This window comes from Brevundimonas kwangchunensis (assembly GCF_039523815.1).
Lineage (GTDB): Bacteria > Pseudomonadota > Alphaproteobacteria > Caulobacterales > Caulobacteraceae > Brevundimonas > Brevundimonas kwangchunensis.
On the sequence record NZ_BAAAGA010000002.1, the window covers coordinates 1 to 25,675 of the forward strand.

Sequence of the window (25,675 nt, forward strand, 5' to 3'; positions counted from 1 at the left end):
TCGGGTTCGGCGGCGTACAACGTGGGTCTGTCGAACCGCCGTGCGCGCACCGTGGCTGACGCCCTGGTGTCGCAAGGCGTCAACGGCGGCGTGATCTCGCTGGACGGCAAGGGTGAAACCCAGCTGGCCCGCCCGACCGCCGACGGCGTTCGCGAGCCTCTGAACCGTCGCGCCACCGTGGGCATCTCCTTCCGCTAATCCCGGAAGACCGCTCACAAGCGACACAAAGACAGAGCCGCCGGTCCCCAAAGGGGCCGGCGGTTTTGCTTTGCGGACTAGTCATGCCGCCGACCTGGGGCTATCTCCACGACCTCTTCGACAGGGGTGATCCAGATGCGCGTGGCGATGATCGGTACCGGGTACGTGGGCCTCGTCTCGGGGGCTTGCTTCGCCGACTTCGGCCATGTCGTGACCTGTGTCGACAAGGATCCCTCCAAGATCGAGCGGCTGGAGAAGGGCGAGATCCCGATCTTCGAGCCCGGGCTGGACGATCTGGTCGCATCGAATGTGAAGGGCGGGCGCCTGTCGTTCGCGCTGGACGGCGCCGAGGCGATCCGTTCGGCTGACGCCGTCTTCATCGCCGTGGGCACCCCGTCGCGCCGCGGCGACGGCCATGCGGATCTGTCCTACGTCCATGCGGCCGCCGAGGAGATCGCCGGCCTGATTGAAGGCTTCACCGTCGTGGTGACCAAGTCGACCGTGCCTGTCGGCACCGGCGACGAGATCGAACGCATCATTCGCCAGAAGCGTCCGGACGCCGAGTTCGCGGTCGTTTCCAATCCCGAGTTCCTGCGCGAAGGCGCGGCCATCGAGGACTTCAAGCGCCCGGATCGTGTCGTGGTCGGCACCGAGGACGAGCGCGCGAAACAGGTGATGCGCGAACTCTATCGTCCCCTGAATCTCAACGAGACGCCGATCCTGTTCACCGGCCGGCGCACCTCGGAGCTGATCAAGTATGCGGCCAACGCCTTCCTGGCGATGAAGATCACCTTCATCAACGAGATGGCGGACCTGTGCGAGGCGGTCGGCGCGGACGTCCAGCAGGTCGCGCGCGGCATCGGCCTGGACAACCGGATCGGCTCGAAATTCCTGCACGCTGGACCGGGTTACGGTGGCAGCTGCTTCCCGAAGGACACGCTGGCTCTGGTTCGCACGGCCACGGACGCGGGTGCGCCTGTGCGGTTGATCGAGACGACGGTCGAGATCAACGATGCGCGCAAGAAAGCCATGGCCGGACGCGTCTCGACCGCCTTGGGCGGTGATCTGTCGGGCAAGACGGTCGCCTTGCTCGGCCTGACGTTCAAGCCGAACACGGACGACATGCGCGACGCGCCATCGCTCGACGTCGTTCCAGCCCTGATCGCCGCGGGCGCCACCGTCCAGGCGTACGACCCGGAGGGCATGCACGAGGCCTCGAAGCTGCTGGACGGCGTGCTTTTCAAGGATGGGCCGTACGACGCTGTCGAGGGCGCCGATGTGGTCGTCATCCTGACGGAATGGGACCAGTTCCGGGCGCTCGATCTGGACCGGATCAAGCTGCTGCTGAAACAGCCGGTGATGGTCGATCTGCGCAACGTCTACCGTCCGGACGACATGCGCGCACGCGGCTTCCGCTACGCCTCCATCGGTCGCGCCTGATCAGGGCTGGCGGTCGGCGACCTGCATCACCGCAATGGCGTCGGCGGGAACCGATGCCTCCGCAGGTTTGGGCAGAAGCGTCCGCCCTGCGCCGATGACGAGGGTCGCGGTCAGCACCGCCGACACCGCGGCGATGGCGGCCAGCTTCACGTTCTGAACGATTTCCTGATGCTCAGGACCCACGCGTTCCCCCAGACTCGAACGACCCTGCGTATCGAGCATTCCCGCGAGGCGCGTGCAAGTCACGGAACGGTGTCGGGCAAAGAAAAAGGGGAGCCGGAGGCTCCCCTTTCCGATATCTGACCAGACCGGGTTGATCAGCCGCGGAACGGACGGATCAGGATTTCGACGCGACGGTTCTGGGCCTTCCCTTCGGCCGTGGCGTTCGAGGCGATCGGCGCGCTTTCGCCGCGACCGTCGACATACAGGCGGTCGGCCAGGATGCCGCGGTCGACCAGATAGCGGGCGACCGACGAGGCGCGCTGGCGCGAGAGGTTCAGGTTGTAGTCGTCTGAGCCGTCGGAATCCGCGTGGCCGATGACGTCCACGATCGACTGGTCGTAGCGGTTCAGGACCGCGGCGACGTCGTCCAGCGTGGGGTAGAACCGGTTGTTGATCGACGACTGGTTGGTTGCGAAGGTCACATCCGACGGCATGCGCAGGATCAGGTTGTCGCCCTGACGCGCCACGCCGACGCCCGAACCCGACAGCTCGGCTTCCAGTTCACGTTGCTGGCGGTCCATGTACTGGCCGACGGCCGCGCCGCCCAAGGCGCCGATGCCGGCGCCGATCAGGGCGTTCTTGCGACCTTCCTCGGAGTTGGACGTGTTGGTCAGATAGCCCAGCAGCGCGCCGCCCAGAGCGCCGGCGATCACGCCGGTGCCGGTGTTGTTGCGGCGCGGGGTCGAGCTGTAGGAGTCGGTGGTGGTGCAGGCGGCGGCGCCAAGCAGGGCGGCGATGCTGGCTCCGGCGACGAGGATTTTGGCGCGCATGGAAGAAGTCCTTTCAGTCATGGGCGATCGGCCCTGAAACGCGTCCTTATGGTCAAGGTTCCTGCCTGTACCGCAGGTGAACGACGAACGGCCAATGACGTTTCCGGCGCCTCTGCTTTGCCAAGGTCGTGTCGCAAGGCGTAAGGAAACCGCCAGATCATAGACAGAGGCGTCTTCCGTGACCGCTCACACCCCCAGCACCCGCGCCCTCGAGCCGGTGTCCATGAAACTCTACGACCAGGACTTCCAGGCCTTCGCCGACGCCCTGGGCGCATCGTTCAAGCGCTACGGCTTCGCCGTTATCGCCGACCACGGTCTGGACGAGGCGGTTATCGAGGCGGCGATCGACGACGCCAAGACCTTCTTCGCCCTGCCCGAGGACGTAAAGCGCCAGTATCATCAGCCGGGCACCGGCGGCGCCCGTGGCCTGACCCCGTTCGGCGTGGAAGCGGCCAAGGGCGCGGCTACGGTCGACCTGAAGGAGTTCTGGCATGTCGGCCGCGAGCTGCCGGAAGGCCACCCCTATCGCAAATACATGCGCGACAATGTCTGGCCGACCGAGGTCGAGGGCTTCAAGCCGCACCTGTACGGCATGTTCAGCGCCATGGACGAACTGGGCGCCAAGGTGCTGCGCGGCATCGCCCGCTACCTCGAGCTCGGCGACGACTTCTTCGAGGACAAGGTCCAGCTGGGCAACTCGATCCTGCGCATGCTGCACTATCCGCCGGTTCCGGCCGGCGCTCCGGGCGTCCGTGCGGGCGCGCACGAGGACATTAATGTCATCACCCTGCTGCTGGGCGCCGAAGAGGCCGGGCTGCAGCTGAAGGACGCCGACGGCGAGTGGCTGGACGTGGCGCCGCCTCCGGGCGCGCTGGTGGTCAACATCGGCGACATGCTTCAGCGCCTGACCAACCATGTGCTGCCGTCGACGAGCCACCGGGTGATCAATCCGTCGCCGGAGCGGGCCAGCTTCGCCCGCTACTCGACGCCGTTCTTCCTGCACTTCAACCCGGACTTCGTGATTGAAAGCCTGCCGTCGACCGTGACGCCTGACAACCCGGATCGCTATGTCGGCAAGGCCATCATGGCCGAGGACTTCCTGACGGAGCGCCTGAAGGAAATCCGGCTGATCTGAACCAGACTCCGGGTGCAAAGATCAGGGCGGGTCGCTACGGCGGCCCGCCCTTTTTCCTACCTCGAGATGCGAAGCTGGGTGATGTTCCGGCCGATAGCGGCGAAGGCGTCCTTCAGCTCGGTCGAGTTCGACGGCAGGAAGGCGTAGTCGGCGCTGGTGGCGCAGTCCTGCATCAACTCGGCGGCGCGGCCCTCGTCCGACACCTGGAAGCCGACCGTGTAGACGATGATGCCCCGCGCCTTCATGGCGGCGCACAGGTTCTCGGTCTGGTCGAACGGATTGCCGTTGGTGGCGCGCTGGTTGATGTGGTCGCCAAGGTTGCCTGACCCGCTGCCTGCGTCGCTGGCGATGACGCCCGCGTTGTAGGGCGTGTTGAACTCGCCGTCGGTCATCAGGATCACGGCCTTCAGGGTCCGGGCGGTGTTGTATTCGGCGGGCGTCTGCCCCCACATCGCGCCGAAGTTCGGCGAGACGGTGTACCAGCCCCAGGCCGCGCCGATCTGGCCGGCGGTCGAGCCGCCGATCGCCATGTTGTTGATCAGGTTCTTCAGCGTGGTCTTGTTGCTCGACAGCGGCAGGATCTGGCTGGCCGGGCAGGGATTGTTGTCGGCGACATAGTTAGTGCCGACCCGGCCGGACGTAACATAGGCGTCGGTATAGGCATTGGAGCCCGCGCGCTCGCTGACGCATGTGCTGCTCGGCAAGGCGCGCAGGCGATTGCCGTTGGCGCTGGCGAACACCCGCCAAGTGCAGCCGTCACGACCGCACCACGAGGCGCCGCCCGAGGAGTAGGTTCCCCAGTTCGCCCCGTTTACCCCGATCGAATAGCTGTTGCTGTCGATCCGGCTGGCGATCCAAGGGGTGTCGTTCAACTGGGTCATCCCACGCACGCCGGTGATGTAGACACCTTCGCCGTTACCAACGCCGTGGTTGTTCGAGGTGACGACGACGGAACAGTCCGCGGTCAGGCATTTGCGGGCGATCCCGCCGCCCCAATAGCTGCTGAAACCGTTCCCGGACGTGGTGCTGAGGTCGTACCACGAGCCCGAGTAGGCCACCTGAAGCGAGAAGGTGTTGTCGTTGATCCTGACGACACGGTAAGCCCGGTCGTTGATCTGGGTCATGTTCAGAACTTCGCTGATCCAGACAAAATCGCCTGTAACGAAGCCATGGCCGTTCGAAGTAATGACCCCTGGGGACGCGCGCGTGATGTTGGTGATGGATTTGGAGGACCCGGTCGTCCAGGCCGCGTTGGTGATGTTGGTCGAACCGGTCAGCGTTCCCCGCGCGGTGTTGGCATAGGTGCCAAGGTTCACGCCCATCGAATAGGGGATGATCGACATACGCGAGTAGAAGGGCGTCTGCTGGGCCTGGACGACGGTGTCGACCAGATCGCGGGCAGCCTCCTTCAGCGTGGTGATCTTGGAGCCGGACATCGAGCCGGTGATGTCCAGCACCAGCGCGACCTCGAGGTTCTTGGACGACCGATCGACCTCGGAGTGGGCCCCGACCGGGATGTAGTCGTCCATGAACTTGCCGTATGGCGGCAGGAAGATGTTGGCGACTATGGTCTTCACGTCGACCTTGGAGTCGGCGATCACGACGTCGTCGCTGCTCAGGACGAAGGTCGTGTCCGCCTCGCGCAGCATGATGTCGGGGTAGTTCTTCAGGTTGGCCTTGAGCGCCGCCATGCCGACGCGCTGGATCTCGGCGTTGGTGGTGTAGGGCGAGCGGGCGGCGGTCAGGGCCGCGGCGTCCAGCGCGTCCTGCAGGTTCACCCGAACGGTCGAGGCGCGGTTGATATCGACCCCGCCCATGGTCATCAGGATCAGGACCGGCAGGCTGATGCCGAAAATCATCGCGACATTGCCGCGAGTCTCGGACGCGAACCGGCGCGCGAAGGCTCGCACCTCGCGGAACGCGCCGTCTGCCCAGTTGAGAAGGTTCATCGCCTGCCCCGAAATCCTTGCCGGCAGGCGCACAGGCCCCACGGTCATTCGACGCAGGGTGACGGATTTCGGTTAAGGGAAGGCTCAATACCGACGGTTAACCGCCGCGCAACGAATGGGTTACGCGGCGGGCCGTGTCAGCTCAGGCTTCCCAGCCGCAGTCCTTGCCGCGGTTCTGTTCGGTCAGCCAGCGGTTGAGCGGAGCGAAGTAGTCTGCAACCGCCGAGGCGTCGTTGCCGGTCTCGCCCGTGAAGGCCTGCATCGCTTCGGGCCACGGACGGGACTGACCCATTTCCAGCATGGCGTTGAAGCGCTGGCCGACCTCCTCGTTGCCGTAGACCGAGCAACGGTGCAGCGGGCCGGTCCAGCCCGCCATGCGGCAGGCCGCGCGCTGGAACTGGAACTGGTAGATGTGGGCGAGGAAGTAGCGGGTGTAAGGCGTGTTGCCCGGGATGTGGTACTTGGCGCCCGGGTCGAAGGCGTTGGCCGGGCGCGGTCCCGGCGGAACCAGACCCTGATACTTCAGCATGTCGGCCGACCAGGCGTCGTTGTACTCGGCCGGCGAGGTCTCGCCCGAGAAGACATCCCAGCGCCAGCGGTCGACCATCAGGCCGAACGGCAGGAAGGCGATCTTGTCGAGCGCCATCTTGAGCAGGAAGGGAATGTCCTCCTCCTCGCCGGGCACGGTCTGCAGCAGGCCGATCTGGTTCAGGTAGGTGGGCGTCAGGGCGGACAGGCCGACGAAGTCGCCGATCGCCTCGTGGAAGCCGTCGTTCGCACCGTTCTTGAACAGGAACGGCTGGTCCTTGTAGGCCCGCTGATAAACGTTGTGACCCAGCTCGTGGTGGACGGTGTAGAAGTCGTCGCCGTTCACCTGGGTGCACATCTTGATGCGGATGTCGTCACGGTTGTCCAGGTCCCAGGCCGAGGCGTGGCAGACGACCTCGCGATCGCGCGGACGGGTGATCATCGACCGCTCCCAGAAGGTCTGGGGCAGGGGGGCGATGCCCAGCGAGGTGTAGAAGCCCTCCCCGGTGCGGACCATGCGGTTGGCGTCGTAGTTCTGGCTGACCAGCAAGTCGGTCAGGTCGTAGCTGCTCTCGCCGCCGGTAGTCGGGGCCACCACGTCGTAGATGTTGCCCCACTGCTGCGACCACATGTTGCCCAGCAGGTCGGCGCGGATCGGACCGTGGTCCGGCTGGACTGCGTCGCCATACTTCGCATTCAGACGACCGCGGACGTAGCAGTGCAGGTTCTCGTAGAAGGGCTTCACCTGCTCCCACAGACGGTCGGTCTCGGCGGCGAAGGCGTCGGGCTGCATGTCGTAGCCGGCGCGCCACATGGCGCCGGTGTCTGCGAAGCCCAACTCGCGGCTGCCTTCGTTGGCGATCTCGACCATTCGGGCGTAGTCGGCGGCCATGCCCGGCGAGATCGTGCGCCAGCCCTCGTACAGGGCCTTGGTCTCGGCCGGGTTGCGGCTCTCGGCCATCAGGATCGTCGCGTCGTCGAGCGTGATCTGGCGGCCCTGATACTCGAACTTGCCGGTCGCGTAGGTGGAGTCGAGGCGGGTGGTCAGTTCGGCCAGCTCCGAGGCGGCGCCCGGACGGTTCGGGGCCGGCAGGACGATGCCGAGGCGCAGCAGGTTCAGCTTGCGGCGAACGTCGGCCGGGACCTGAACGTCATTAAAGGCCGCGGCGCCGTTGGCCAGTTCGACCTGGAGCTCGGTGTACTGGGCGTTGATCCGGCTCTCGAGCCACATGGTGTCGTGGGTGATGTTGGTCGCGCGGGTCCACTGGATGCGGGCGGCCTCCTCGCTGAGATCGGCGAGGCGGGTTTCGGCGTCACTGACGAAGGCGGCGGCGCCGGCGGCTGTCGCCGGGAAACGGGTCTGGGCGTCGGCGGGCTGGCCGGCGGAGGCGGCGGCCGGCGCAACCTCGCCCTCCTTGCTCATGCTGGCGCAGGCGGCCAGGCCGAAGGCGAGCGCGCAGACGGCGCTGGCGGTCATCAGGGAACGCTTCATCGGTACCTCCTCGCGGCCTCCGCCGCACGTCGGGCGGCAAGGGAAGCCAGCGGAGCCGTTCGGTCAAGCGGCGCCGTTCATCCGAGTACGCACGATGCCAGACCGTCGTTGCGCACCGTGCCCATGGCGGCCTGGATGCGCGAGGCGCGGCGGCGGACGTAGGGGCCGGGCGATGCGGCCTGGTAGCGGCGAGGCGAGGGCAGGATGGCGACCATGCGGGCGGCCTCGCGGGCCGTCAGATCGCTGGCGGACTTGCCGAACCAGTGCTGGGCGCCCGCCTCCGCCCCGTAGACGCCGGGGGCCCACTCGGCGACGTTGAGGTAGACCTCCATGATCCGGCGCTTGCCCCAGACAGTCTCGATCAGGACCGTATAGCCGGCCTCGAAGCCCTTGCGGATCCAGTCGCGGCCCGGCCAGAGGAAGACGTTCTTGGCGGTCTGCTGGCTGATGGTCGAGCCGCCGCGGATGCGGCCGCGGCCGCGCTTCTCGACACGGGCGTTGGACTGCAGGGCGCGCTCGATGGCCTTCATGTCGAAGCCACGGTGGGCGCAGAAGGTCGAGTCCTCGGCCGCGATGGCGGCCTCGACCAGACGGGGCGAGATGTCGTTGAGGCCCTTCCAGCGGTAGGACAGACCCTCGCCCTCGATCAGGCGGCTGGTCATCAGGAAGGTCGTGGGCGGCGGGAGGACGGCGTAGGCGACCACGCCGCTGAGGAACAGGACGACAAGGGACAGGAAGGCCGTCAGGACGGGACGCCCCTTCTTCCTCTTCCCGGTCTCATCTGCTCCCGACATGGACGGATGGTGGCTCAGCTTGGCCGTGCCGCGCAAGTCAGAGGTCGAAGACGCCGGCGAAGCCGTCCTCGTCAGCCCAGGCGATGCGGGCGAGGTCCGGGTGCATGGCCAGGGCGACGATCGCCGCGCCCTTTTCGGCCTTGAGGAAGTTGAGGCCCTGACCAGCCGGATCGGCCAGCCACACGCGTCCGTCGGTCAGGCCCGCGGCCAGCAGTCCGGACTTCGGCGTGGCGGCGACGAGGGCGACGAGGCTGTCCTGATCGAAGCCGATCTCGGTCGCCTCGCGGCCCATCGGGCCGTTGCTGCCAATGAAGGGCCACAGGACCGCGCCCTGGGCGCCCGAGGTGGCCATCAACTGGCCGCCCGAGAGGAAGCTGACCGACTTCACCTTGGCCGCATAGCCTCCCATGCGCAGGTTGCGCTGATCCTTCAGGCGCCAGCCGTGCAGCTGGTTGTCCTGCATGCCGGTGATCAGGAAGGCGCCGTCGGGCGAGAAGACCGCCGACAGGTGCGAGCCGACCCACTTCAGGAATGTGGGCTTCTGGTCGGCGATGCGGGCGAACCATAGGGCCGCGCCGCCGTAGGTCGAGGTGGCGATCCGGCGGCCCTTGGGGTCGAAGGCGACGCCGGACACGGTGCGCTCGTGCTGGAAGTCGCGGCGGAAGGCGGCGTCCTTCGTATCGATGACCGACAGGGTGCGGCCGGCCGAGAAGGCGATAAGGCCACTGGCGGCGGAGGCGTCGACCGCGTCGATCCACTGACCCTTGCTGGTGGCCAGGGTGACGGGAGCCTCGGAGCGGCTGACCCAGACCACCTTGCCGTCGTCACCGCCGGTGACGACGCCGTCGCCCGAGGGGTGCGCGACCGCGCACAGGACAGCACCGTCATGCACGTCGATCCGCCGGCCATCCTCGAAGCGGACGGAGCCGTCGCCCAGCGCGAAGACCGCGCCGGAGCGATCGAAGAGGATGGCGGTCACCTGGGCGTCGAAGGTCGTCTGCATGCGGGTCCGTACAGAGCCCGGGAGGGCGAGGTCAATTCAGATGCAACGAATGCAATGGCTAATTCGCGCAGGCCTCGAAGCCGGCCTTCAGGGCGGCCTCGTCCAGATCGCGGCCGATGAAGACGGCGCGGGACCAGCGGCGTTCGCGGTCGCCCCACGGCTTCTGCAGGTCGCCCTCGAGGATCATGTGCACGGCCTGGAAGACCAGACGGCGATCCTCGCCGGCCACGTCGATGATGCCCTTGGCGCGAAGGATATTCTGCCCCTGCGAGCCCAGCAGCTCATCCAGCCAGCGCGTGAACTTCTGGCCGTCCACCGGACGGTCCAGCGACAGGGCGATGCCCTTGATGTCGTCCTCGTGCGCGTGGCCGCGCGGACCGTGGTGGTGATGATCGTGGGAATGGTCGTGATCGTGCGCATGATCATGGTCGTGATGATCATGGCTGTGGTCGTGGCCGCAGTGCTCGTCGTGGACGTGGCCTTCGGCGCCGTGTGGCGGGTTCACGAAATCCGGGCGGACCTCGGTGATACGCTCCAGATCGAAGCCGTGCAGGCCCAGCACCTGATCCAGCGGTACATTGGCCCGCTCGGCGCGGGTGATCGGAGCCAGTGGGTTCAGGGCGCGCAGGCGGCTTTCGACAGCCGCCAAAGCATCCGCGTCGACCAGATCCACCTTGTTCAGGATGATGCGGTCGGCGAAGGCGACCTGCTCGCGGGCCTCCTTCGAGTCGTCCAGACGCGCCATCACATGCTTGGCGTCGACCAGGGCGGTGACACTGTCCAGTTGGGTCTTCGCCTTGACCTCGTCGTCCACGAAGAAGGTCTGGGCGACCGGGCCGGGATCGGCGAGGCCGGTGGTCTCGACGATGATGGCGTCGAAGGCCGGCTTGCCCGGACGCTGGCGCTTCATCAGCCCGTTGACCACGCGGATGAGGTCGCCGCGCACCGTGCAGCAGACGCAGCCGTTGTTCATCTCGAACACGTCCTCGTCGGCGCCGACCACCAGATCGTTGTCGATGCCGATCTCGCCGAATTCGTTGACGATGACGGCGTACCGCTTGCCGTGATCCTCGGTGAGGATGCGGTTCAGCAGGGTCGTCTTGCCCGCGCCGAGATAGCCGGTGAGGACGGTGACGGGGATCTTGTCGGAAGCGGTGTCGGTCATGCGCCGCTAGATGGCGGCTGGAACCCGCGAAGGGAAGGGGTCAGAGACGCAAGCCGTCGAAGACCTCGTTGGCGAGATGGGCGCAGGCCTCCATCTCGCTGCCTTCCATGCCGACCCAGAGGCTGACGAACTTGCGGTCCGTGGCCCAGCCCAGGAAGCGCGAGACGCTGGTGTCGTCCGTGCAGGCGTACATGACATGCGCCATGGAGTCGTCGAACAGGCGGCTCTCCTCCTCATCCAGGCGGCAGTTGCTGCGTCCCTCCATCTCCGCGGCCTTGCGCGTCAGGACGAAGATCTCGGCGAAGGCCTGCAAGCCGGTCGGCGGAATGTCGACCGGCAGGATCGACAGCACGACCGAGGCCTTCCGCGACGGTGATTCAAAGGAGAACTGGTATTCGTCCAGGCTCGGCACGGCATGGAAATCGGCCGGCAACTCGAGAACACAGAGGTCGTGTTCCAGTCGAACGGGTGATGCAGGCGTACTACGGACAGGCTCGGTCATGGAGACCATCCTGACCGGCCTCCCGCGAACCCGGAGCCGTCTCGGGCGTGCTCGTCGCGAGATGTCGGCGGTTCGTCGCGCCTCAACAGGCGTTAGGCGACGCGATTAGCAGTTCGGACAGTCCGGCAGCGTTCCCGTCTCAAGCTGCAGCGTGGTGTGGGCGATGCCGAAGCGGCCCTTGGCCACCTTCTGCGCCTCGGCCAGCAGGGCGTCGGCGTCCGACCGGTCGTGGACGAGGTGGGCAGTCAGGGCCGTGTCGGTGGTCGACAGGCCCCAGACGTGCAGGTCATGCACGGCGCTGACGCCGGGCAGGGCGAGGAAGGCGGCGCGGACGGCGGGCACGTCGACGCTCCGCGGGGCGGCGTCGAGCGCCAGATTCACCGAGTCCTTCAGCAGGCCCCAGGTGCCCCACATGATGACGACGACGATCGCCAGGCTGACCAGCGGGTCTATCAGGCTGAAGCCCGTGAACATGATGGCCGCGCCGGCGATGACCACGCCCAGCGACACGCCCGCGTCCGCCATCATGTGCAGATAGGCGCCGCGAACGTTCAGGTCCTTGTGCTGGTCCTTCAGGAACAGCAGGGCGGTGCCGAGATTGATGACGAAGCCTATGCCCGCCACGACCATGATGGTGGTCGAGCCGACGTGGGCGGGCTCGTTCAGGCGACGGATCGCCTCGAAAGCGATGGCTCCGCAGGCGAAGATCAGCAGCAGGGCGTTGAACAGGGCGGCCAGCACGGTGGCCTTGCCGTAACCGTAGGTCTTCTGCGCCCCGGCCGCGCGACGGGCCAGCCAGGCGGCGCCGCCAGCCATGGCCAGGCCCAGCACGTCCGACAGGTTATGGCCCGCGTCGGCCATCAGGGCGGTGGAGTCGCTGAGCACGCCGGCGGTGAACTCGATCGCCACGAAGGCGAGGTTCACGATCAGGCCGACGGCATAGCGCCAGTCGCCGGTGTCGACCGGTCCGTGATGGTGGCCGCCGGGGCCATGGTGGTGATGGCCATGCCCATGGGGATCGCCATGCCCATGGGGATCGCCATGACCATGATGGTCATGTGCGTGATCGTGGTCATGATCGTGGTCGTGCGCCATGGCGCAAGATTAGTGAGCGTGGCCGATGTGGGGAAGGGCGCTTGCCGCAGGCCGATCGGACTCGCGGGCGGCCTTCTCCTCGGCATGGCTGTGGGAGGCGACCAGCAGGCCGATGGCGATCAGGGCGACGCCCAGCACGATGCTTTCATATCTGGCCCAACGCTCCAGCCGCAACGCCGAGTAGCCGGCGCTGGCGAGGATGGTGAAGACGGCCATGCCGGCGATGGTGCCGATCAGGAAGGCCAGCGTCATGAAGCCGAGGACAGCCAGCCCTTCCGTCGCCTGCGCCAGATAGAGAGGCAGCAGCACCTCGCCCGGGGAGACGGCCAGCATGGCGACCAGACCCCAGAAGGCGGCGGCGTCGGAAACCCGGGGCTCGGGCGCGACCAGATCAGGTCCGCCGGCCGGCTGAACCTTCAGCAGGGTCGCGCGCGCGAGATAGAAGGCGCCGAACAGGAACAGCAGGATGGCCGCCAGGTGCGGCAGCAGGCCGGAGACCCACTGCTCCAGCGCCAGACCGGCGATGACGATCAACCCGCCGACGACCGCCGTGACCGCGATATGGGCCAGGCCCGCGGCGGCGACCGAGCCAAGCACCTGCGCCAGCGACCAGCGCTGGGCCTTTCCGACCAGCACGAACGGCAGCCAGTGCGTGGGCAGGGCTGCGTGCAGGAAGGCAGTGACGAAAGCTCCGCCCAGAAGGGACAGAAGCAGCGTCGGCTGAAGATCGGTCGGCGACATCGCCGGTCCTGTAGCGTGTTACTTTATAACGGTCGAGCGGATTCTGTGTCGTTCCACAGACATGCATTGCATCAGGTGACTCTTGAGTCGTCGCGGCGATGCATGGCAAGCTCGACACAGGCCCCTTCGCGCGCGGGCCGATCGGCGTTTTTTCGCCCGTCCGCGTTGACTCGGGCGACCCCTTCCGTATATGTCGCCGCTCTTCGCCCGCCGGGGGTCCCCGCGGGCGCTATTCTTTTTGCGTTTGCGCTGAGGCTTCAACATGTACGCGGTGATCAAGACCGGCGGTAAGCAGTACCGGGTCCAACCGGGCGACGTGATCGTTGTCGAGAAACTCGACGGCGAAGCCGGCGCTGCCGTCAATTTCGGTGAAGTTCTGATGCTGGGCGGCGACAAGGGCGTGACCCTCGGCGCTCCGCTGATCGACGGCGCCACGGTCGCTGCGACGCTGGTCGAAACCCGCAAGGGCGAGAAGATCAAGATCTTCAAGAAGATCCGTCGTCAGGGCTACCGCCGCACGAACGGTCACCGTCAGATGGAATCGGTCCTGCGCATCACCGGCATCGAAGGCGCCGGCGAGAAGGCCAAGTGGGACGGCGAAACCTCGCTGATGACCAAGGCCGAGATGAACGCTCGCGCCCGTGGCCTGGCCCCGCGCGTCGAGGCGACCGAAGAAGCCAAGCCGGCCAAGAAGGCCGCGGCTCCGAAGGCCGCCAAGGCCGAGACCGCCGAGGCCAAGCCGGCCAAGAAGGCCCCGGCCAAAAAGGCCGCCGCCAAGACCGACGAAGCCTGATATATTGATTTCGCGCCCGGCCCGGCCGGCAGCGCCCAGAAAAGTGACGTAGGAGCAGACTCATGGCTCACAAGAAATCCGGTGGTTCGTCGCGCAACGGTCGCGACTCCGAGTCGAAGCGCCTTGGCGTGAAGAAGTTCGGCGGCGAGCGCGTGCTTGCCGGCAACATTATCGTGCGTCAGCGCGGCACCACCTTCCACCCGGGTGACAACATGGGCATGGGCCGCGACCACACCCTCTTCGCGCTCACTAACGGCGCTGTGAAGTTCACCACCAAACGTGGTGGCCGTTGTTACGTGTCGATTCTCGCCGCCAACGACGACGTACAGGCCATCGCCGCCGAGTAACGCGAAACGGACAGTTCTCCCGGATCGCGAAAGGCCAAAGGCCCCGATCCGGACCAAGGGAAAATTTTCCGCGGGGAGTCTGGATCGCCAGGCTCCCCTTTTTCGTTCCCCGCCTCGAACGCCGCCCGAGCCCTCCAAGGAGGCGGCGATTCTGAATGAGGCGTACCATGTGCGTGATCGAACCTTCTCCCGTCGTCGAGACGCGGCGCCTGCTGCTGCGCAGCCCGCAGGCCCAGGATGTGACCCGTCTGGCCGCGCTGGCGAACGACGTGGATATCGCGCGCATGACCCTTCGTATGCCGCACCCCTATTCCAACGATGACGCCGAGAACTTCGTCCTCGCCGTGGCTGGGCAGGATCCGGCGCGCGCGCGCACCTTCCTGATCGAGCACGAAGACCACGGTCCTGTGGGCGTGCTGGGCATCTTCGAGGACGGGGATGTCGCGCCCGAGGTCGGCTACTGGATCGGCCGGCCGTTCTGGGGCCGTGGCTACGCGACCGAGGCGCTGGAAGCCGGGGTGGTCTGGGCCAGCAGGAACTGGAGACGCCGCGCCCTGGTCGCCGGCCACTTTTCGGACAACCCGGCGTCGGGCCGCGTGCTGGAGAAGGCCGGCTTCCTGTACACGGGCGAGGTCCGCAGCGGTTTCAGCCGGGCGCGGAACGAGGACGCCCGGACGCGCCGGATGGTGTGGCTGGCTTGAAAGCGCCCTACCGCTCGCGACGCGGTCGCTCGGCTTGATGCCGCCCTACCGCTCGCGACACGGTCGCTCGCTGCTTGAGGGCGTGCGAGCGACTGCGCGTTAGCCGAACAGGCTGGGCCCGAAGACTGCGGCGAGGGCGACCGCGCCGCCGACCACGGCCACGACGGCCCCGGCGATGAAGGCGGTCAGGGTGCGGGCCTCGCGCCGGCGCCGCAGGCCGCTGGTGCGCACGCCGCGCAGGATGACGAACGGCTTCTTCCCGAAGACTTCGGAACCGCTGATGTTGTGCTGGGACATGACGTTCCCCCGATGACTGCGCCCGTAGCGGGGCGAGCCTTCAGCGAAACGGGGCGCAGAGGGCGAAACAATGGCGAACGCCGGTCGTCCACACGTCTGTGATCGGACGAACTTTGTTAGCCAATCAGCCGCTTGGCGACTAGCCGCACCAGACAAGCCGGCCGCTGTAGGCGCGGTAATAGCCGCTGGCCGGATCGTAGGACCGATAGCTCCAGCGGCACCACTCGATCCGCCGGGCGTCGCGACCGCCCGAGCCGTAACGATCACCATAGGCGCCGCCGCTCGGGTAGACGACGTCCGGCCTGCCGTAAGCGCCTTCGTACGATGTGCCGCCCGAGGCGTGTCCGTAGCCGTAATAGCGGGAGCCATAGCCGCGTCGGGGGGCGTAGCCATATCCGTGGCCGCGATAGCCGTAGCCGTCGGACGCGCGATAGCCGGCCAGTGAGCGATAGTCCGAGCGCGCCTGACGGCTGACCCTGTGGCGCTGGTCGCGCCAGCCGTCGGCGCAGTCTGTGCGGTTGGCGTCCCAATACTGATCGCAGCGGTAGTCGCCCGGCCGGTCCAGCTGGCTGCGCCAGTCGAAGTCCGACGGGACGGCGTTCCAGTCGCCGCGCGAGCCCCGGCTGTATGTCGGTGTGTAGCGATACTCCCCGCTCCAGCTGTAGCTGTCCGGGCTGTAGCCGCCGTCGTACCGGCCCCAGGACTGGGCGGCGGCCGGCGCGGCAAGGAGGGCCGAGGCGGCCAGGGCGAGCAGGATCGGGCGACGCATGGTTAATCCTCCAGGGCGGCCCGATACGCGGCCGAAGGCACTGTGTTCGGGCGTTAGCCGAGGGTGACGCTGACCTGTCGACCGCCGCGGGTGATGACGTGGCGCATCAGGACGACCGGATCGCCGTCCGCACGGACCGGGGTGATGATGAACCAGCTGCCGTCCGGCAAACCGCTGAAGCGGAAGGCGTTGTCGGTGCAGGCTTCGGCCCGCTCGTAGGACCGATAGTCGGCGCCCTGCTCGCCGGCGGAGCGAGCGCGCACCACGGCGGCGGGGACGTCGGCCCGGTCCGTGGAGCCGTACAGGCGCTGCATGCGCGCACGGGTGTAGGCCGTGTCGGGAATCAGGCCGGCGTTGCCGATGCAGTTGAAGGTCTGGCCGTCCCGGACATAGGCGACCCGGCCCTGGATCACGCCCTGACCGGGGCGGGCCGACCAGGCGAAGGCGTCGGCGTTGAACTCGGAGCCGCCGCCATAGCCGCCCGTCGAGGGGCCGGTCGCGCAGCCGGCCAGCACGGCGCCGGCGGCGGCGATTGCGATCAGCGGGAGAACGGGTCGGGACACGGTCATTAGCTCACTCCGTCGGCAGAGCGGGTCGAACATCGGATCAGACGCTCAACGCCGCCATAAGGTCAAGGTTGCGAGGCGCAGGAGGGTGGTCCACAAGCGCCCGGCAAACCGGCGCGAGACCGGAGTATAGGGGACGCCCATGACAGTCACGTTCGACGATATCCTGGCGGCGAAAGACCGCATCGCGGGGCAGGTGGATCGCACGCCGGTGCGCTATTCCCGCAAGCTGTCGCTGCTGACCGGCGCCGAGGTCTGGATCAAGTACGACAACCTGCATTTCACCGGCAGCTTCAAGGAGCGCGGGGCGCTGAACCGCCTGCTGCAGCTGACGCCCGAAGAGCGCAAGCGCGGCGTTGTGGCCGCCAGCGCGGGCAACCATGCGCAGGCTCTGGCCTACCACGGCGGTCGGCTGGGCGTGCCGGTGACCATCGTGATGCCCGAAGGCACGCCGTTCGTGAAGATCGACGGCACGCGCCAGCATGGCGCGACGGTCGTCATCAAGGGACTGGATTTCTCGGGCTCGACGGAAGAGGCGCACCGCCTGCGCGACGAGAAGGGGTACATCTTCATCTCGGCCTTCGACGACGAGGGCATCGTCGCCGGGCAGGGCGTCTGCGGCATCGAGTTCATGGAGGACGCGCCGGACCTGGACGTCCTGATCATCCCGATCGGCGGCGGCGGATTGATCGCCGGTTCGGCCATCGCGGCCAAGGCGATGAAGCCGGACATCCGCATCTTTGGCGTCGAGGCGGCCATGTATCCGTCCTTCACGGCCCGCCGTCGGAATGAGCCGCCGAGGTGCAGCGGCCAGACCATCGCCGAGGGCATCGCGATCAAGGCCGTGGGCGAGATCCCGTTCGCCCTGGTGAACCCGCTGATCGAGGAGGTCCTCGTTTGCGAGGAGGCCGACTTCGAGAAGGGCGTGGCCTTCCTGGCGACTATGGAGCGGACGGTGGCCGAAGGCGCCGGCGCCGGCGGGCTGGCCGCGCTGCTGGCCTATCCGGACAAGTTCAAGGGCTTGAAGGTCGGCATCGAACTGACCGGCGGCAACATCGACGCCCGCATGCTGGCGGTGGTGCTGAACCGCGAGCTGGTGCGAGAGAAGCGACTGATCGTCTATCGCATCCTGGGCGACGACCGACCGGGCATGCTGTCGAAGATGAGTGCGGTCATCGGCGGTCTTGGCGGAAACATCATAGACGTGGTGCATAACCGGCTGGCGCTGGACGTGCCGGCCAAGGGCGCGGAGTTCGACATCATGGTCGAGACCCGGGGCGAGGCGCACGCCGAGGAAATCAGACTTGGACTGGAAGAGGCTGGATATGAACTTCGCATGGGCTAAGGCCTCGGTTGCGGCGCTGGCATTGCTGGCGGCGGTTGCGGCGTGCGATCGCGGGCCGTCGATGGCGAGCGAGGATGCGGCCGCCAATGCCCGCGCGGCGAAGTTCTTCATGGAATCCAACGCCCGTACAGAGGGCGTGCAAAGCCTGCCGTCCGGGGTGCAGTACAAGGTCGTGTCGTCCGGCCCGGCCGGCGGCGAGCACCCGGACAGCAACGATCTGGTCCGGGTCGACTACGAAGGCACCCTGACCGACGGGACGGTCTTCGACAGCTCCTTCCAGCGCGGTACGCCGGCGGTGTTCAACCTCGATCAGGTGGTCGAGGGCTGGACCGAGGCGCTGCAGCTGATGAAGCCGGGCGACGAGTGGATCGTCTACCTGCCGCCCGAGAAGGGCTATGGCGACACGGCGCGTGCGGTGATCCCGGCGAACAGCGTGCTGGTGTTCCGCGTGAAGCTGCTGGAGGTCGCCAAGACCCCGGGCGGCGGCCGCGTGGTGGCGACGGCGAACGGCTAGATCCCTGAAAGTCGGGATGTCGCCCAGTCGGCGGCGTCCCGAACGACGGCGTCGGGATCGTCCAGAAGCGCCTCTGCCGACGCCTTCAGCGCGGAATCCCCGCTGTTGCCGATGGCGTACAGGACGTTCCGCACGAAACGATCGCGGCCGATCCGCTTAACCGGGCTTTTCGAGAACAGGGCGCGGAAGGCCGCGTCGTCCAGCGCCGCGAGATCGGCGAGGCGGGGCGAGACGAGGGCGTCGCGGGCCTGCACCCGGCCTTCGTTGGCTTCTTGCGCGAACTTGTTCCAGGGGCAGACGGCCAGACAGTCGTCGCAGCCATAGATGCGGCTGCCCGCCGCGATGCGGAACTCCTCGGGCCAAGGGCCGGCGAACTCGATGGTCAGGTAGGACAGGCAGCGCCGGGCATCGAGCTGGAACGGCGCAGGGAACGCTCCGGTCGGGCAGGCGTCGAGGCAGGCGGTGCAGCGACCGCAATGCTCTGTCTCCGGCTCGTCCGGTTCGATCTCGGCGGCGCTGAGGATCACGCCGAGGAACAGCCAGTTGCCGTGAGTGCGAGACAGCAGGTTGGTGTGCTTGCCCTGCCAGCCCAGTCCGGCGCGATGGGCCAGCGGCTTCTCCATCAGAGGCGCGGTATCGACGAACACCTTCACGTCCTGATCCGTCTTCGCCGCGATCTGGCCGGCCAGCGTCTTCAGCCGGCCCTTGATGACCTCATGATAGTCGTCGCCGCGGGCATAGACCGAGATGTAGCCGGCGGATCGGTCGTCCATCTCGGGCAGGGGATCGTGCCCCGGGCCATAGTTCAGACCCAACACGATGGCCGAGCGGGCGCCGTCCCACATGGCGGTGGGGTGGGCCCGGCGTTTCAGCGTCGTCTCCATCCAGCCCATGTCGCCGTGGCGGCCGGCCTCGACGAAATGCGCCAGCCGCTCGCCCGCGCTCCACGGCTCGGCGGCGGACGCAAAGCGGCAGGCGTCGAAGCCCAGGGCTGCGGCGCGTTCGCGGATGAAGGTCTTGAAGCCGTCGGTCTTCACCGGCGCCAGATAGCCGGTTCGGAAAGCGATCGCGTTAAAAATCGAGATCGGTGTAGTGCGGAGCCGGAGCCACGCCCGGGAAGCGGTCGGCCAGCAGCGGACGGAAGGAGGGGCGGGACTTCAGCTTCATGTACCAGGTCTTCAGGCCCGGCCACGCGGCCCATGAAATCTCGCCGAAATAGTCCAGCACCGAGAGGTGGGCGGCGGCGACGATGTCGGCGCGGCTGAGGCGGCGGCCGGCCAGGTGATCCCGCTCGGCCAGCAGGGCCTCGAGGATCGCCAGATGCGCTTTCAACGCCTCGCGGCCGGCGCGCAGCATGCGGGCTTCGGGCGGGCCGAGGCGTAGAAGCGGCTTTTCCATCCGCTCATGCAGCAGGACGGCGTCGACCTCGTCGGTGAAGCGGCGGTCGAACCACTGGACCAGTCGGCGCACCTCGCCCCGTTCGTTGGGTTCGGCGGGCATCAGGAAGGGCTCGCGCGAGCGGTCGTCCAGCCAGCCGAGGATGGCGGACTGCTCGCACAGGGTCAGGACGCGGCCGTTCTCGGTCGTCTGCAGCACCGGCGGCATGCCCGAGGGGTTCAGCTTCTGCAGCGGGCAGTCCGGCTCCCACGGGCGGACCGCGCTTTCCTCGAACAGAATCTTCGCCTCGCCCAGGGCGAGACGCGCCGCGCGCGAGGCGGGGTCGAAGGCGAAATGGAAGAGGACGGAAGCCGACATCGGCCTGTCATGCGCCCGTTGATGTTAAGCGGGCGTTAGCCATGGGTGGATCAGGACCACGGCCCCCTGCCGCCGGCCGGATCCGCCGCGGCGGATCCGGCCGGCGGGGTGCGCGGATCCGGGTGGATCATGATGTCCGCTTGCGGCCAGGTCGCACGGATGCGGGCCTCGGCTTCCTCCAGGATATCGTGGGCCTGGGCGAGGGTCAGGGCCGGGTCCATGTCGACGTGCATCTGGACCATCAGCACCGGGCCGGCGAGGCGCGTGCGCAGGCGATGCACGCCGGTGATGCGCGGATCGGACAGGACGGCGGTGGTGATGGCCACCTGATCGGCGTCCGGCGCGGCGCGGTCCAGCAAGTGGTCGGCGGCTCCGCGCAGCATGCCGGTCGCGCCCCAGAACAGCCAGACGGCGACCACGAGGCCAGCTGCGGCGTCCAGCCCCGGCGCGGACAGGAAGGCGCCTGAGAACACGCCGATCAGCACCACGGCATTGGCCCCGAGATCGGCGGCGTAGTGGGCGCGGTCGGCCTGAACGGCCATGGAACCGCTTTTCTTGATGGCCTGGCTCTGACGCCAGACCAGCCAGCCCGTGATGGCCATCGACAGGGCGATGACGCCGACGCTCCAGAGCCCACCGGTCACGGGGCGGGGATCGAACATCCGCTGGATCGCCTCCCAACCGATGAAGACGCTGGAGGCGAAGACGAGACCGGCCTGCACCAGCGCGGCCAGAGCCTCGCCCTTTCCGTGACCGAAGCGGTGCTCGGCATCCGGCGGCGCGGTGGCCCAGCGTACGGCGAAGAAGACGCCCAGCGAGGCCAGCAGATCGAGTGCCGAATCCGCCAGCGACGCAAGGATGGAGACCGAGCCGGAGGCGCCCAGGGCGAAGGCCTTCAGCGCGATCAGCACCACGGCGACGCCGACCGAAAGGCGGGTCACATCCCGATTGGCGGCGTGGGCTTCGTCTTGCGGCGCGGCGGTCATCGCCGTCTTGTCGCGGAAAGCCGCGGCGCTGCCAAGGCCGCACACGGGAGGGGCGACAGACTACCGCTCGCGTCGCGTCCGCGATCCGCGCTAAGGGAGGGGCGCGGGCGGCGGAGCCCGACAGTAGGATATCGGGGGGCGTGGATGCCTGACTGGCTTGCAGCGATCATTCTGGGGCTTCTCGAAGGCCTGACCGAGTTTATTCCGGTCTCGTCCACGGGCCATCTGCTGCTGCTGCGCGAGGCTCTGGGCCTCACCGACGAGCGCTGGGGTTCCTTCGTCGTCATGATCCAGCTGGGCGCGATTCTCGCCCTGATCGCCCTGTATTTCGGCCGTCTCTGGAAGGTGCTGATCGGCCTGCCCACGGACCCGAAGGCGCGCCATTTCGCCATCAGCGTGCTGATCGCCTTCATCCCGTCGCTGTTCGCCGGGGCCTTCGCCTACGATTTCATCAAGGGCTATCTGTTCGAGACACCGCAGATCATCTGCATCAGCCTGATCGTCGGCGGCTTCATCCTTATGGCGCTGGATCGCTGGGCGCCGATGCCTACGCAGTTCGATGCGATGCAACTGACGTGGAAAACCTCGCTGCTGATCGGCCTGTTCCAGTGTCTGGCGCTGGTGCCGGGCGTGTCGCGCTCGGGCTCGACGATCGCCGGCGGTCTGCTGCTGAAGCTGGAGAAGCCGGCGGCGGCCGAGTTCTCGTTCTTCCTCGCCATTCCGACGATGGTCGGCGCCTTCACCTATGACCTGATCAAGAGCGGGTCGGACATGGATCTGAGTTTCGGCTGGCTGATCGGCCTGGGCTTCATCAGCGCCTTCGTCGCCGGCCTGCTGGTGGTCCGGTTCCTGATGAAGTTCGTGTCCGACTACGGCTTCACCCCGTTCGCCATCTGGCGGATCGTGGTGGGCTCGGTCGGCCTGCTGGCGATCTGGCTCTACTGAGCCGGAAGGGGAGAACGCGGCCTGACGATCAGGCCGCGGCTTCCGCGAACTGGCCGCCGCGGCGATAGCGCCACAGATAGGCCGATGCGACCGCGTCCATGCCGGTCGCTTCCACGCCGAGGTCCGACAGGCCCGGGGTCGAGCCGGAGACGACATTATCGGTCTCCAGCATGGCGACCTGATCCTTGGTCAGCACCGGCTTGATGCCGACGAAGGCGGTCAACTGAGCGAGGCCGCCGATGGCTTTGGCTGCGAAGAAGGGCAGGGGCACGAGGGTGCGAGGCAGGTAGGTCTCGCGCACCACCAGTTTCAGCACGTCCTCGAAGGTCACGACGGCCGGGCCGCCGAGCTCGTAGGTTTGTTGAGCCGCTTCGGGCGCCTCTGCGCAACGGGCGATTGCGGCGCCGACGTCACCGACGTAGACCGGCTGGAATTTCGTCTGGCCGCCGCCGATCAGCGGCAGGACCGGCGCGAGTTGCGCCATCTTCGCGAACTTGTTCAGGAAGTCGTCGCCCTTGCCGAAAACGACCGAGGGGCGGACGATCACGGCGTCCGGCTTGACCTCGCGAACGGCCATCTCGGCCTCGGCCTTGGTGCGGGCATACTCGGAGCTGCTCTCCGGATTGGCGCCGAGAGCCGACATCTGCACAAGACGATCAACGCCGGCGGCGGCGCAGGCCTCGGCAATCGTGCGCGAGGCCTCGACGTGCATTGCCCGGAAGGTGCGCTTGCCCGATTCGTACAGGATGCCGACCAGGTTCACGGCGGCATTTGCGCCCTCGAGGGCGGCGGCGACCTGGGCGGCGTCGGTGACGTCGCAGCGCACGAACTGGATCTGGCCGACCGTTCCCGACGTCTGCAGCTTCCATGCCCGGTCAGGACGGCGGCAGGCGACGCGAATACGCCAGCCGCGCCGCGCCAGGGCCTGGACGACCTGGCCGCCGACGAATCCGGAACCGCCGAAGACGGTGATCAGGCCGGGGGCGAAGGCGCGCATATCGGAACTCCAGACGTCTCGTGAGGGCCGCTTCAGCCCCGCTGCACGGGCGGATTAGACGAACGCCGTGAAGGTCGCAACGCAAACGCAATAAAAGGCTGTTGACCCGCACGAAAGCCTGCCTTAGAGGTCCGCGCCTTCCAGACGGAAACGCCTCGCGGCGCAGACGTTTGGGCCCAGATGGCGGAATTGGTAGACGCGCTGGCTTCAGGTGCCAGTGGCTTAACGGCCGTGGAGGTTCGAGTCCTCTTCTGGGCACCATTTTTTGAAACGGCGTCGCACGAACGTGCGGCGCCGTTTCTTCTTTTCGGCCTGCCGCTCGGCGCGCGGCGTCTCGCTGCCTGAGGCCGGACGGCGTCGCTTTTGGCGTTGCCCACTCGCTTCGGGCGCGGCGAGGCGCTACTTGAGGGCCTGAAAGGTTTCACCCCCATGACCGTTTATCTGCACGAAGGCGACCTGCCCGCCGATCTGGATCTCGGCCCCGTCGTCGCGGTGGATTCGGAGACCATGGGGCTGCGCTTCCGTCGCGACCCGCTGTGCGTGGTCCAGCTGTCGGCCGGGGACGGCAATGCGCATGTCGTCCGGTTGAACCGCCCGGCCTATGATTGTCCTAATCTGAAGCGTCTGCTGGCCGATCCGAAGGTGCTGAAGCTGTTCCACTTCGGCCGCTTCGACATCGGCATGTTCCAGCTGCATCTCGGCGTCGAGACGCGCCCGGTCTATTGCACCAAGATCGCGTCCAAGCTGGCGCGCACCTATACCGACCGGCACGGCCTCAAGGATGTCGTGCGCGAGTGCGCTGGGGTTGAGCTGTCCAAGGCCCAGCAGTCCAGCGACTGGGGCGCCAAGGAGCTGACGCCGGCGCAGCTGGAATATGCGGCCTCGGACGTTCTGTATCTGCACGCCGTGAAGACGCGTCTGGACGAGATGCTGGAGCGCGAGGGGCGTACCGAACTCGCCAGGGCCTGTTTCGAGTTTCTGCCCAACCGTTCGGCGCTGGATCTGGCCGGCTGGGACGAGATGGACATCTTCGCCCATGCCTGAGGCCATGGCCCAATGAGCGAACCGCTGGACACCCGCAAAGCGGAGGACGAGGCGCGCGTGGCCGCGACGGCCGCCGCCTTCCGCAGCCGCTCGCGTCGGGTCCAGCTGGCGCGTCGGGTGCTGCCGGTGATTATCATCGCCCTGGCCGGCGGGACGGTCAGCTGGATCGTGCTGCGGACCGTGATGTCGGACGTGGAACGCAAGGCCGGAGCCAGCCGCGAGGTCCGTCTGGATGACCCCATGTTCCATGGTCAGGACGCACAGGGCCGCAGCTTCGTCATCGGGGCCAAGGGCGCGGTGCGCGATGCGGAGACCGGCCAGTTCCGCCTGGTCGGCCCGGCGCTGCGGCTGAACCTCGGGGGGCGCAAGGTCACGACCCTGACCGCCGATGGCGGGGTCTACAATGAGGCGGGCAGGACGGTGACCATCGGACCGAACGTCCGGATTCAGGATGGCGGCTCGGGCATGACGCTGGTGACGCCGGAAGCGGTGGTCGACACGTCGACCGGCGTGATCACCGGCGACAAGGGCGTGCGCGGATCGGGCCCTCTTGGAACGATCAACGCTTCGTCCTATGCGATTTATGAACAGGGCGAGCGGATCGTGTTCAGCTCCTCTGAGGGAAACAAGGTGCGCGGGACGCTGAACCCGGCGGGATCGAACCAATGACCAAGACCACTCTTCTGGCCGCCGGACTGATGGGCCTGACGCTGCTGGCGATGCCAGCGGGATCGGACGCCCAGTCGCGGGGCTCCAGCGCCGATGCGCCGATCGCCTGGGGCGCGCGCGTCGTCGAGTATCGCTCGGACGGCACGCTGACGCTGAGCAACGACGTCGAGCTGACCCAAGGCCAGAACCGCTTCCGCGCCGACCGCATGTCGGGCCTGAACCAGAGCGGCGACAGCCGGATCGAGGCCTCGGGCAACGTCTATTTCGTCACCCCGACGCAGACGATCCGCGGTGATCGCGCCACCTACAACACCGCGGACGACACCATCGTCGTGACCGGCGATGTGATCCTGACGCAGGGCGAGAACGTCGCGACGGGCTCGCGTCTGACCTACAACACCCGCACGGAAGCGGCGCGCATCGAGGGCGGGCAGTCCGGCCGCGTGCGCGGCGTCTTCTACCCGGGCAGCACCCGCGGCACGGGCGCCTGATCCCCGGTGGCCCGCAAGGAACTCTCCGCGCTGAACGTCCATGACCCGGTGGCCCCCGCGGCCCCGGTCGAGGCGGCGCGCGCGACGGGACTGCGAGCCGAGAATCTGGCGCGATCCTTCGGCCAGCGGCAGGTGGTGCGGGACGTGTCCCTGACTGTCCAGCGCGGCGAGGTCGCCGGCCTGCTGGGCCCGAACGGCGCGGGCAAGACGACCTGCTTCTACATGATCACCGGCCTGATCCCGCCGGACACCGGCTCGATCTGGCTGGACGGCGAGGACATCACGGCCCAGCCGATGTACCAGCGCGCCCGGATGGGGCTGGGCTATCTGGCGCAGGAAGCCTCGATCTTCCGCGGCATGACGGTCGAGCAAAACGTCCGCGCGGTGGTCGAGCTGCACCACCAGGGCGCCTCGGCGATCGC

General features: G+C 67.4%; 31 protein-coding genes and 1 tRNA gene. 14 read left to right on the plus strand and 18 right to left on the minus strand.

The window, feature by feature from the left end; all coding sequences use genetic code 11:
* Positions 1-198 (plus strand): OmpA family protein (locus tag ABDZ95_RS04845; RefSeq protein ID WP_343791256.1); only part of this gene is annotated, 198 nt, incomplete at its 5' end.
* Positions 199-333: 135 nt separating this feature from the next.
* Positions 334-1,638, plus strand: coding sequence for a UDP-glucose dehydrogenase family protein (locus ABDZ95_RS04850; RefSeq protein WP_343791259.1), 1,305 nt, complete (start codon positions 334-336; stop codon positions 1,636-1,638).
* Here the strand turns inward: ABDZ95_RS04850 and ABDZ95_RS04855 are convergent, their stop codons facing one another.
* Positions 1,639-1,821, minus strand: coding sequence for a hypothetical protein (locus ABDZ95_RS04855; protein WP_343791261.1), 183 nt, complete (start codon positions 1,819-1,821; stop codon positions 1,639-1,641).
* A 134-nt stretch (positions 1,822-1,955) separates the two neighbouring features.
* A complete protein-coding gene (locus ABDZ95_RS04860) occupies positions 1,956-2,630 on the minus strand; it encodes a YiaD family glycine zipper/OmpA-like lipoprotein (protein ID WP_343791263.1) in 675 nt (224 codons plus the stop codon).
* A gap of 223 nt (positions 2,631-2,853) precedes the next feature.
* Between ABDZ95_RS04860 and ABDZ95_RS04865 the strand changes: the two genes are divergently transcribed.
* Positions 2,854-3,765, plus strand: coding sequence for an isopenicillin N synthase family dioxygenase (locus tag ABDZ95_RS04865; protein WP_343792269.1), 912 nt, complete (start codon positions 2,854-2,856; stop codon positions 3,763-3,765).
* Between the two features lie 56 nt (positions 3,766-3,821).
* On the opposite strand, the gene ABDZ95_RS04870 is transcribed toward ABDZ95_RS04865, so the two are convergent.
* The 9 genes from ABDZ95_RS04870 to ABDZ95_RS04910 all read right to left on the minus strand — a co-directional run bounded on the left by ABDZ95_RS04870 (position 3,822) and on the right by ABDZ95_RS04910 (position 13,034).
* Positions 3,822-5,714: a ubiquitin-activating E1 FCCH domain-containing protein gene (locus ABDZ95_RS04870; protein WP_343791265.1), complete on the minus strand. Its 1,893-nt coding sequence runs from the start codon at positions 5,712-5,714 to the stop codon at positions 3,822-3,824.
* A 142-nt stretch (positions 5,715-5,856) separates the two neighbouring features.
* A complete protein-coding gene (locus ABDZ95_RS04875) occupies positions 5,857-7,734 on the minus strand; it encodes a M2 family metallopeptidase (RefSeq protein ID WP_343791267.1) in 1,878 nt (625 codons plus the stop codon).
* A 77-nt stretch (positions 7,735-7,811) separates the two neighbouring features.
* Positions 7,812-8,528 carry a monofunctional biosynthetic peptidoglycan transglycosylase gene (gene mtgA, locus ABDZ95_RS04880; protein WP_343791269.1) on the minus strand — a complete coding sequence of 239 codons (717 nt, stop codon included), beginning with the start codon at positions 8,526-8,528 and terminating at the stop codon, positions 7,812-7,814.
* A 37-nt stretch (positions 8,529-8,565) separates the two neighbouring features.
* Positions 8,566-9,531 carry a WD40 repeat domain-containing protein gene (locus ABDZ95_RS04885; protein ID WP_343791271.1) on the minus strand — a complete coding sequence of 322 codons (966 nt, stop codon included), beginning with the start codon at positions 9,529-9,531 and terminating at the stop codon, positions 8,566-8,568.
* A 58-nt stretch (positions 9,532-9,589) separates the two neighbouring features.
* Positions 9,590-10,696 carry a CobW family GTP-binding protein gene (locus ABDZ95_RS04890; RefSeq protein ID WP_343791273.1) on the minus strand — a complete coding sequence of 369 codons (1,107 nt, stop codon included), beginning with the start codon at positions 10,694-10,696 and terminating at the stop codon, positions 9,590-9,592.
* A gap of 40 nt (positions 10,697-10,736) precedes the next feature.
* On the minus strand, positions 10,737-11,198 hold the full coding sequence (locus ABDZ95_RS04895) for a hypothetical protein (RefSeq protein WP_343791275.1): 462 nt from the start codon (positions 11,196-11,198) through the stop codon (positions 10,737-10,739).
* Between the two features lie 105 nt (positions 11,199-11,303).
* Positions 11,304-12,122: a cation diffusion facilitator family transporter gene (locus ABDZ95_RS04900; RefSeq protein WP_343791277.1), complete on the minus strand. Its 819-nt coding sequence runs from the start codon at positions 12,120-12,122 to the stop codon at positions 11,304-11,306.
* Between the two features lie 2 nt (positions 12,123-12,124).
* The gene (locus ABDZ95_RS04905) at positions 12,125-12,274 is read right to left on the minus strand and encodes a hypothetical protein (RefSeq protein WP_343791279.1); all 150 of its coding nucleotides are present in this window, start codon (positions 12,272-12,274) and stop codon (positions 12,125-12,127) included.
* 28 nt (positions 12,275-12,302) lie between these two features.
* Positions 12,303-13,034 (minus strand): hypothetical protein, encoded by a 732-nt coding sequence (locus ABDZ95_RS04910; RefSeq protein WP_343791281.1) that lies wholly within the window; start codon positions 13,032-13,034, stop codon positions 12,303-12,305.
* Between the two features lie 262 nt (positions 13,035-13,296).
* Here ABDZ95_RS04910 and rplU point away from each other — a divergent pair, with 262 nt between their 5' ends.
* The 3 genes from rplU (at position 13,297) to ABDZ95_RS04925 (ending at position 14,875) form a co-directional block, all read left to right on the plus strand.
* Entirely contained in the window at positions 13,297-13,827 is a 531-nt protein-coding gene (rplU, locus tag ABDZ95_RS04915) for a 50S ribosomal protein L21 (protein WP_343791283.1), read from the plus strand.
* A 62-nt stretch (positions 13,828-13,889) separates the two neighbouring features.
* A complete protein-coding gene (rpmA, locus tag ABDZ95_RS04920) occupies positions 13,890-14,174 on the plus strand; it encodes a 50S ribosomal protein L27 (RefSeq protein WP_343791285.1) in 285 nt (94 codons plus the stop codon).
* 167 nt (positions 14,175-14,341) lie between these two features.
* Complete coding sequence (locus tag ABDZ95_RS04925; RefSeq protein ID WP_343792271.1) at positions 14,342-14,875, plus strand: GNAT family N-acetyltransferase; 534 nt, start codon at positions 14,342-14,344, stop codon at positions 14,873-14,875.
* Positions 14,876-14,974: 99 nt separating this feature from the next.
* Here the strand turns inward: ABDZ95_RS04925 and ABDZ95_RS04930 are convergent, their stop codons facing one another.
* The 3 genes from ABDZ95_RS04930 to ABDZ95_RS04940 all read right to left on the minus strand — a co-directional run bounded on the left by ABDZ95_RS04930 (position 14,975) and on the right by ABDZ95_RS04940 (position 16,510).
* Positions 14,975-15,172, minus strand: coding sequence for a hypothetical protein (locus tag ABDZ95_RS04930; protein ID WP_343791287.1), 198 nt, complete (start codon positions 15,170-15,172; stop codon positions 14,975-14,977).
* Positions 15,173-15,311: 139 nt separating this feature from the next.
* The gene (locus ABDZ95_RS04935) at positions 15,312-15,941 is read right to left on the minus strand and encodes a BA14K family protein (protein ID WP_343791289.1); all 630 of its coding nucleotides are present in this window, start codon (positions 15,939-15,941) and stop codon (positions 15,312-15,314) included.
* Positions 15,942-15,994: 53 nt separating this feature from the next.
* Positions 15,995-16,510 carry a hypothetical protein gene (locus tag ABDZ95_RS04940; protein ID WP_343791291.1) on the minus strand — a complete coding sequence of 172 codons (516 nt, stop codon included), beginning with the start codon at positions 16,508-16,510 and terminating at the stop codon, positions 15,995-15,997.
* A gap of 139 nt (positions 16,511-16,649) precedes the next feature.
* On the opposite strand from ABDZ95_RS04940, the gene ABDZ95_RS04945 reads away from it, so the two are divergent.
* Positions 16,650-17,852, plus strand: coding sequence for a threonine ammonia-lyase (locus ABDZ95_RS04945; RefSeq protein WP_343791293.1), 1,203 nt, complete (start codon positions 16,650-16,652; stop codon positions 17,850-17,852).
* Positions 17,833-18,366: a BamJ family beta-barrel-assembly machinery protein gene (gene bamJ, locus ABDZ95_RS04950; protein ID WP_343791295.1), complete on the plus strand. Its 534-nt coding sequence runs from the start codon at positions 17,833-17,835 to the stop codon at positions 18,364-18,366. The genes ABDZ95_RS04945 and bamJ overlap by 20 nt, the downstream gene beginning before the upstream one ends.
* Here bamJ and queG read toward each other — a convergent pair.
* From queG to ABDZ95_RS04965, 3 genes are read right to left on the minus strand one after another with little or no spacing between them, the layout of a single operon-like run.
* Positions 18,363-19,403, minus strand: a complete 1,041-nt coding sequence (queG, locus tag ABDZ95_RS04955; RefSeq protein ID WP_343791297.1) for a tRNA epoxyqueuosine(34) reductase QueG — start codon at positions 19,401-19,403, stop codon at positions 18,363-18,365. The genes bamJ and queG overlap by 4 nt on opposite strands.
* 34 nt (positions 19,404-19,437) lie before the next feature.
* Positions 19,438-20,121: an FtsZ-binding protein FzlA gene (gene fzlA / locus ABDZ95_RS04960; RefSeq protein WP_343791300.1), complete on the minus strand. Its 684-nt coding sequence runs from the start codon at positions 20,119-20,121 to the stop codon at positions 19,438-19,440.
* Between the two features lie 50 nt (positions 20,122-20,171).
* Positions 20,172-21,107 (minus strand): cation diffusion facilitator family transporter, encoded by a 936-nt coding sequence (locus ABDZ95_RS04965; RefSeq protein ID WP_343791302.1) that lies wholly within the window; start codon positions 21,105-21,107, stop codon positions 20,172-20,174.
* A gap of 144 nt (positions 21,108-21,251) precedes the next feature.
* Here ABDZ95_RS04965 and ABDZ95_RS04970 point away from each other — a divergent pair, with 144 nt between their 5' ends.
* Complete coding sequence (locus ABDZ95_RS04970) at positions 21,252-22,052, plus strand: undecaprenyl-diphosphate phosphatase (protein ID WP_343791304.1); 801 nt, start codon at positions 21,252-21,254, stop codon at positions 22,050-22,052.
* Positions 22,053-22,080: 28 nt separating this feature from the next.
* Here ABDZ95_RS04970 and ABDZ95_RS04975 read toward each other — a convergent pair whose 3' ends face one another.
* Entirely contained in the window at positions 22,081-23,049 is a 969-nt protein-coding gene (locus tag ABDZ95_RS04975; protein WP_343791306.1) for a complex I NDUFA9 subunit family protein, read from the minus strand.
* Between the two features lie 174 nt (positions 23,050-23,223).
* Between ABDZ95_RS04975 and ABDZ95_RS04980 the strand changes: the two genes are divergently transcribed.
* The 5 genes from ABDZ95_RS04980 to ABDZ95_RS05000 form a co-directional block, all read left to right on the plus strand.
* Positions 23,224-23,310 (plus strand) — tRNA-Leu (locus ABDZ95_RS04980).
* A gap of 168 nt (positions 23,311-23,478) precedes the next feature.
* Positions 23,479-24,093, plus strand: a complete 615-nt coding sequence (locus tag ABDZ95_RS04985) for a ribonuclease D (RefSeq protein WP_343791309.1) — start codon at positions 23,479-23,481, stop codon at positions 24,091-24,093.
* Between the two features lie 12 nt (positions 24,094-24,105).
* The gene (gene lptC, locus ABDZ95_RS04990) at positions 24,106-24,762 is read left to right on the plus strand and encodes an LPS export ABC transporter periplasmic protein LptC (protein ID WP_343791311.1); all 657 of its coding nucleotides are present in this window, start codon (positions 24,106-24,108) and stop codon (positions 24,760-24,762) included.
* A complete protein-coding gene (locus tag ABDZ95_RS04995) occupies positions 24,759-25,253 on the plus strand; it encodes an LptA/OstA family protein (protein ID WP_343791313.1) in 495 nt (164 codons plus the stop codon). Before lptC ends, ABDZ95_RS04995 begins: the two co-directional genes overlap by 4 nt.
* Positions 25,254-25,343: 90 nt before the next feature.
* The coding region (locus tag ABDZ95_RS05000) for an ATP-binding cassette domain-containing protein (protein ID WP_425542978.1) at positions 25,344-25,675 on the plus strand (332 nt) is incomplete at its 3' end.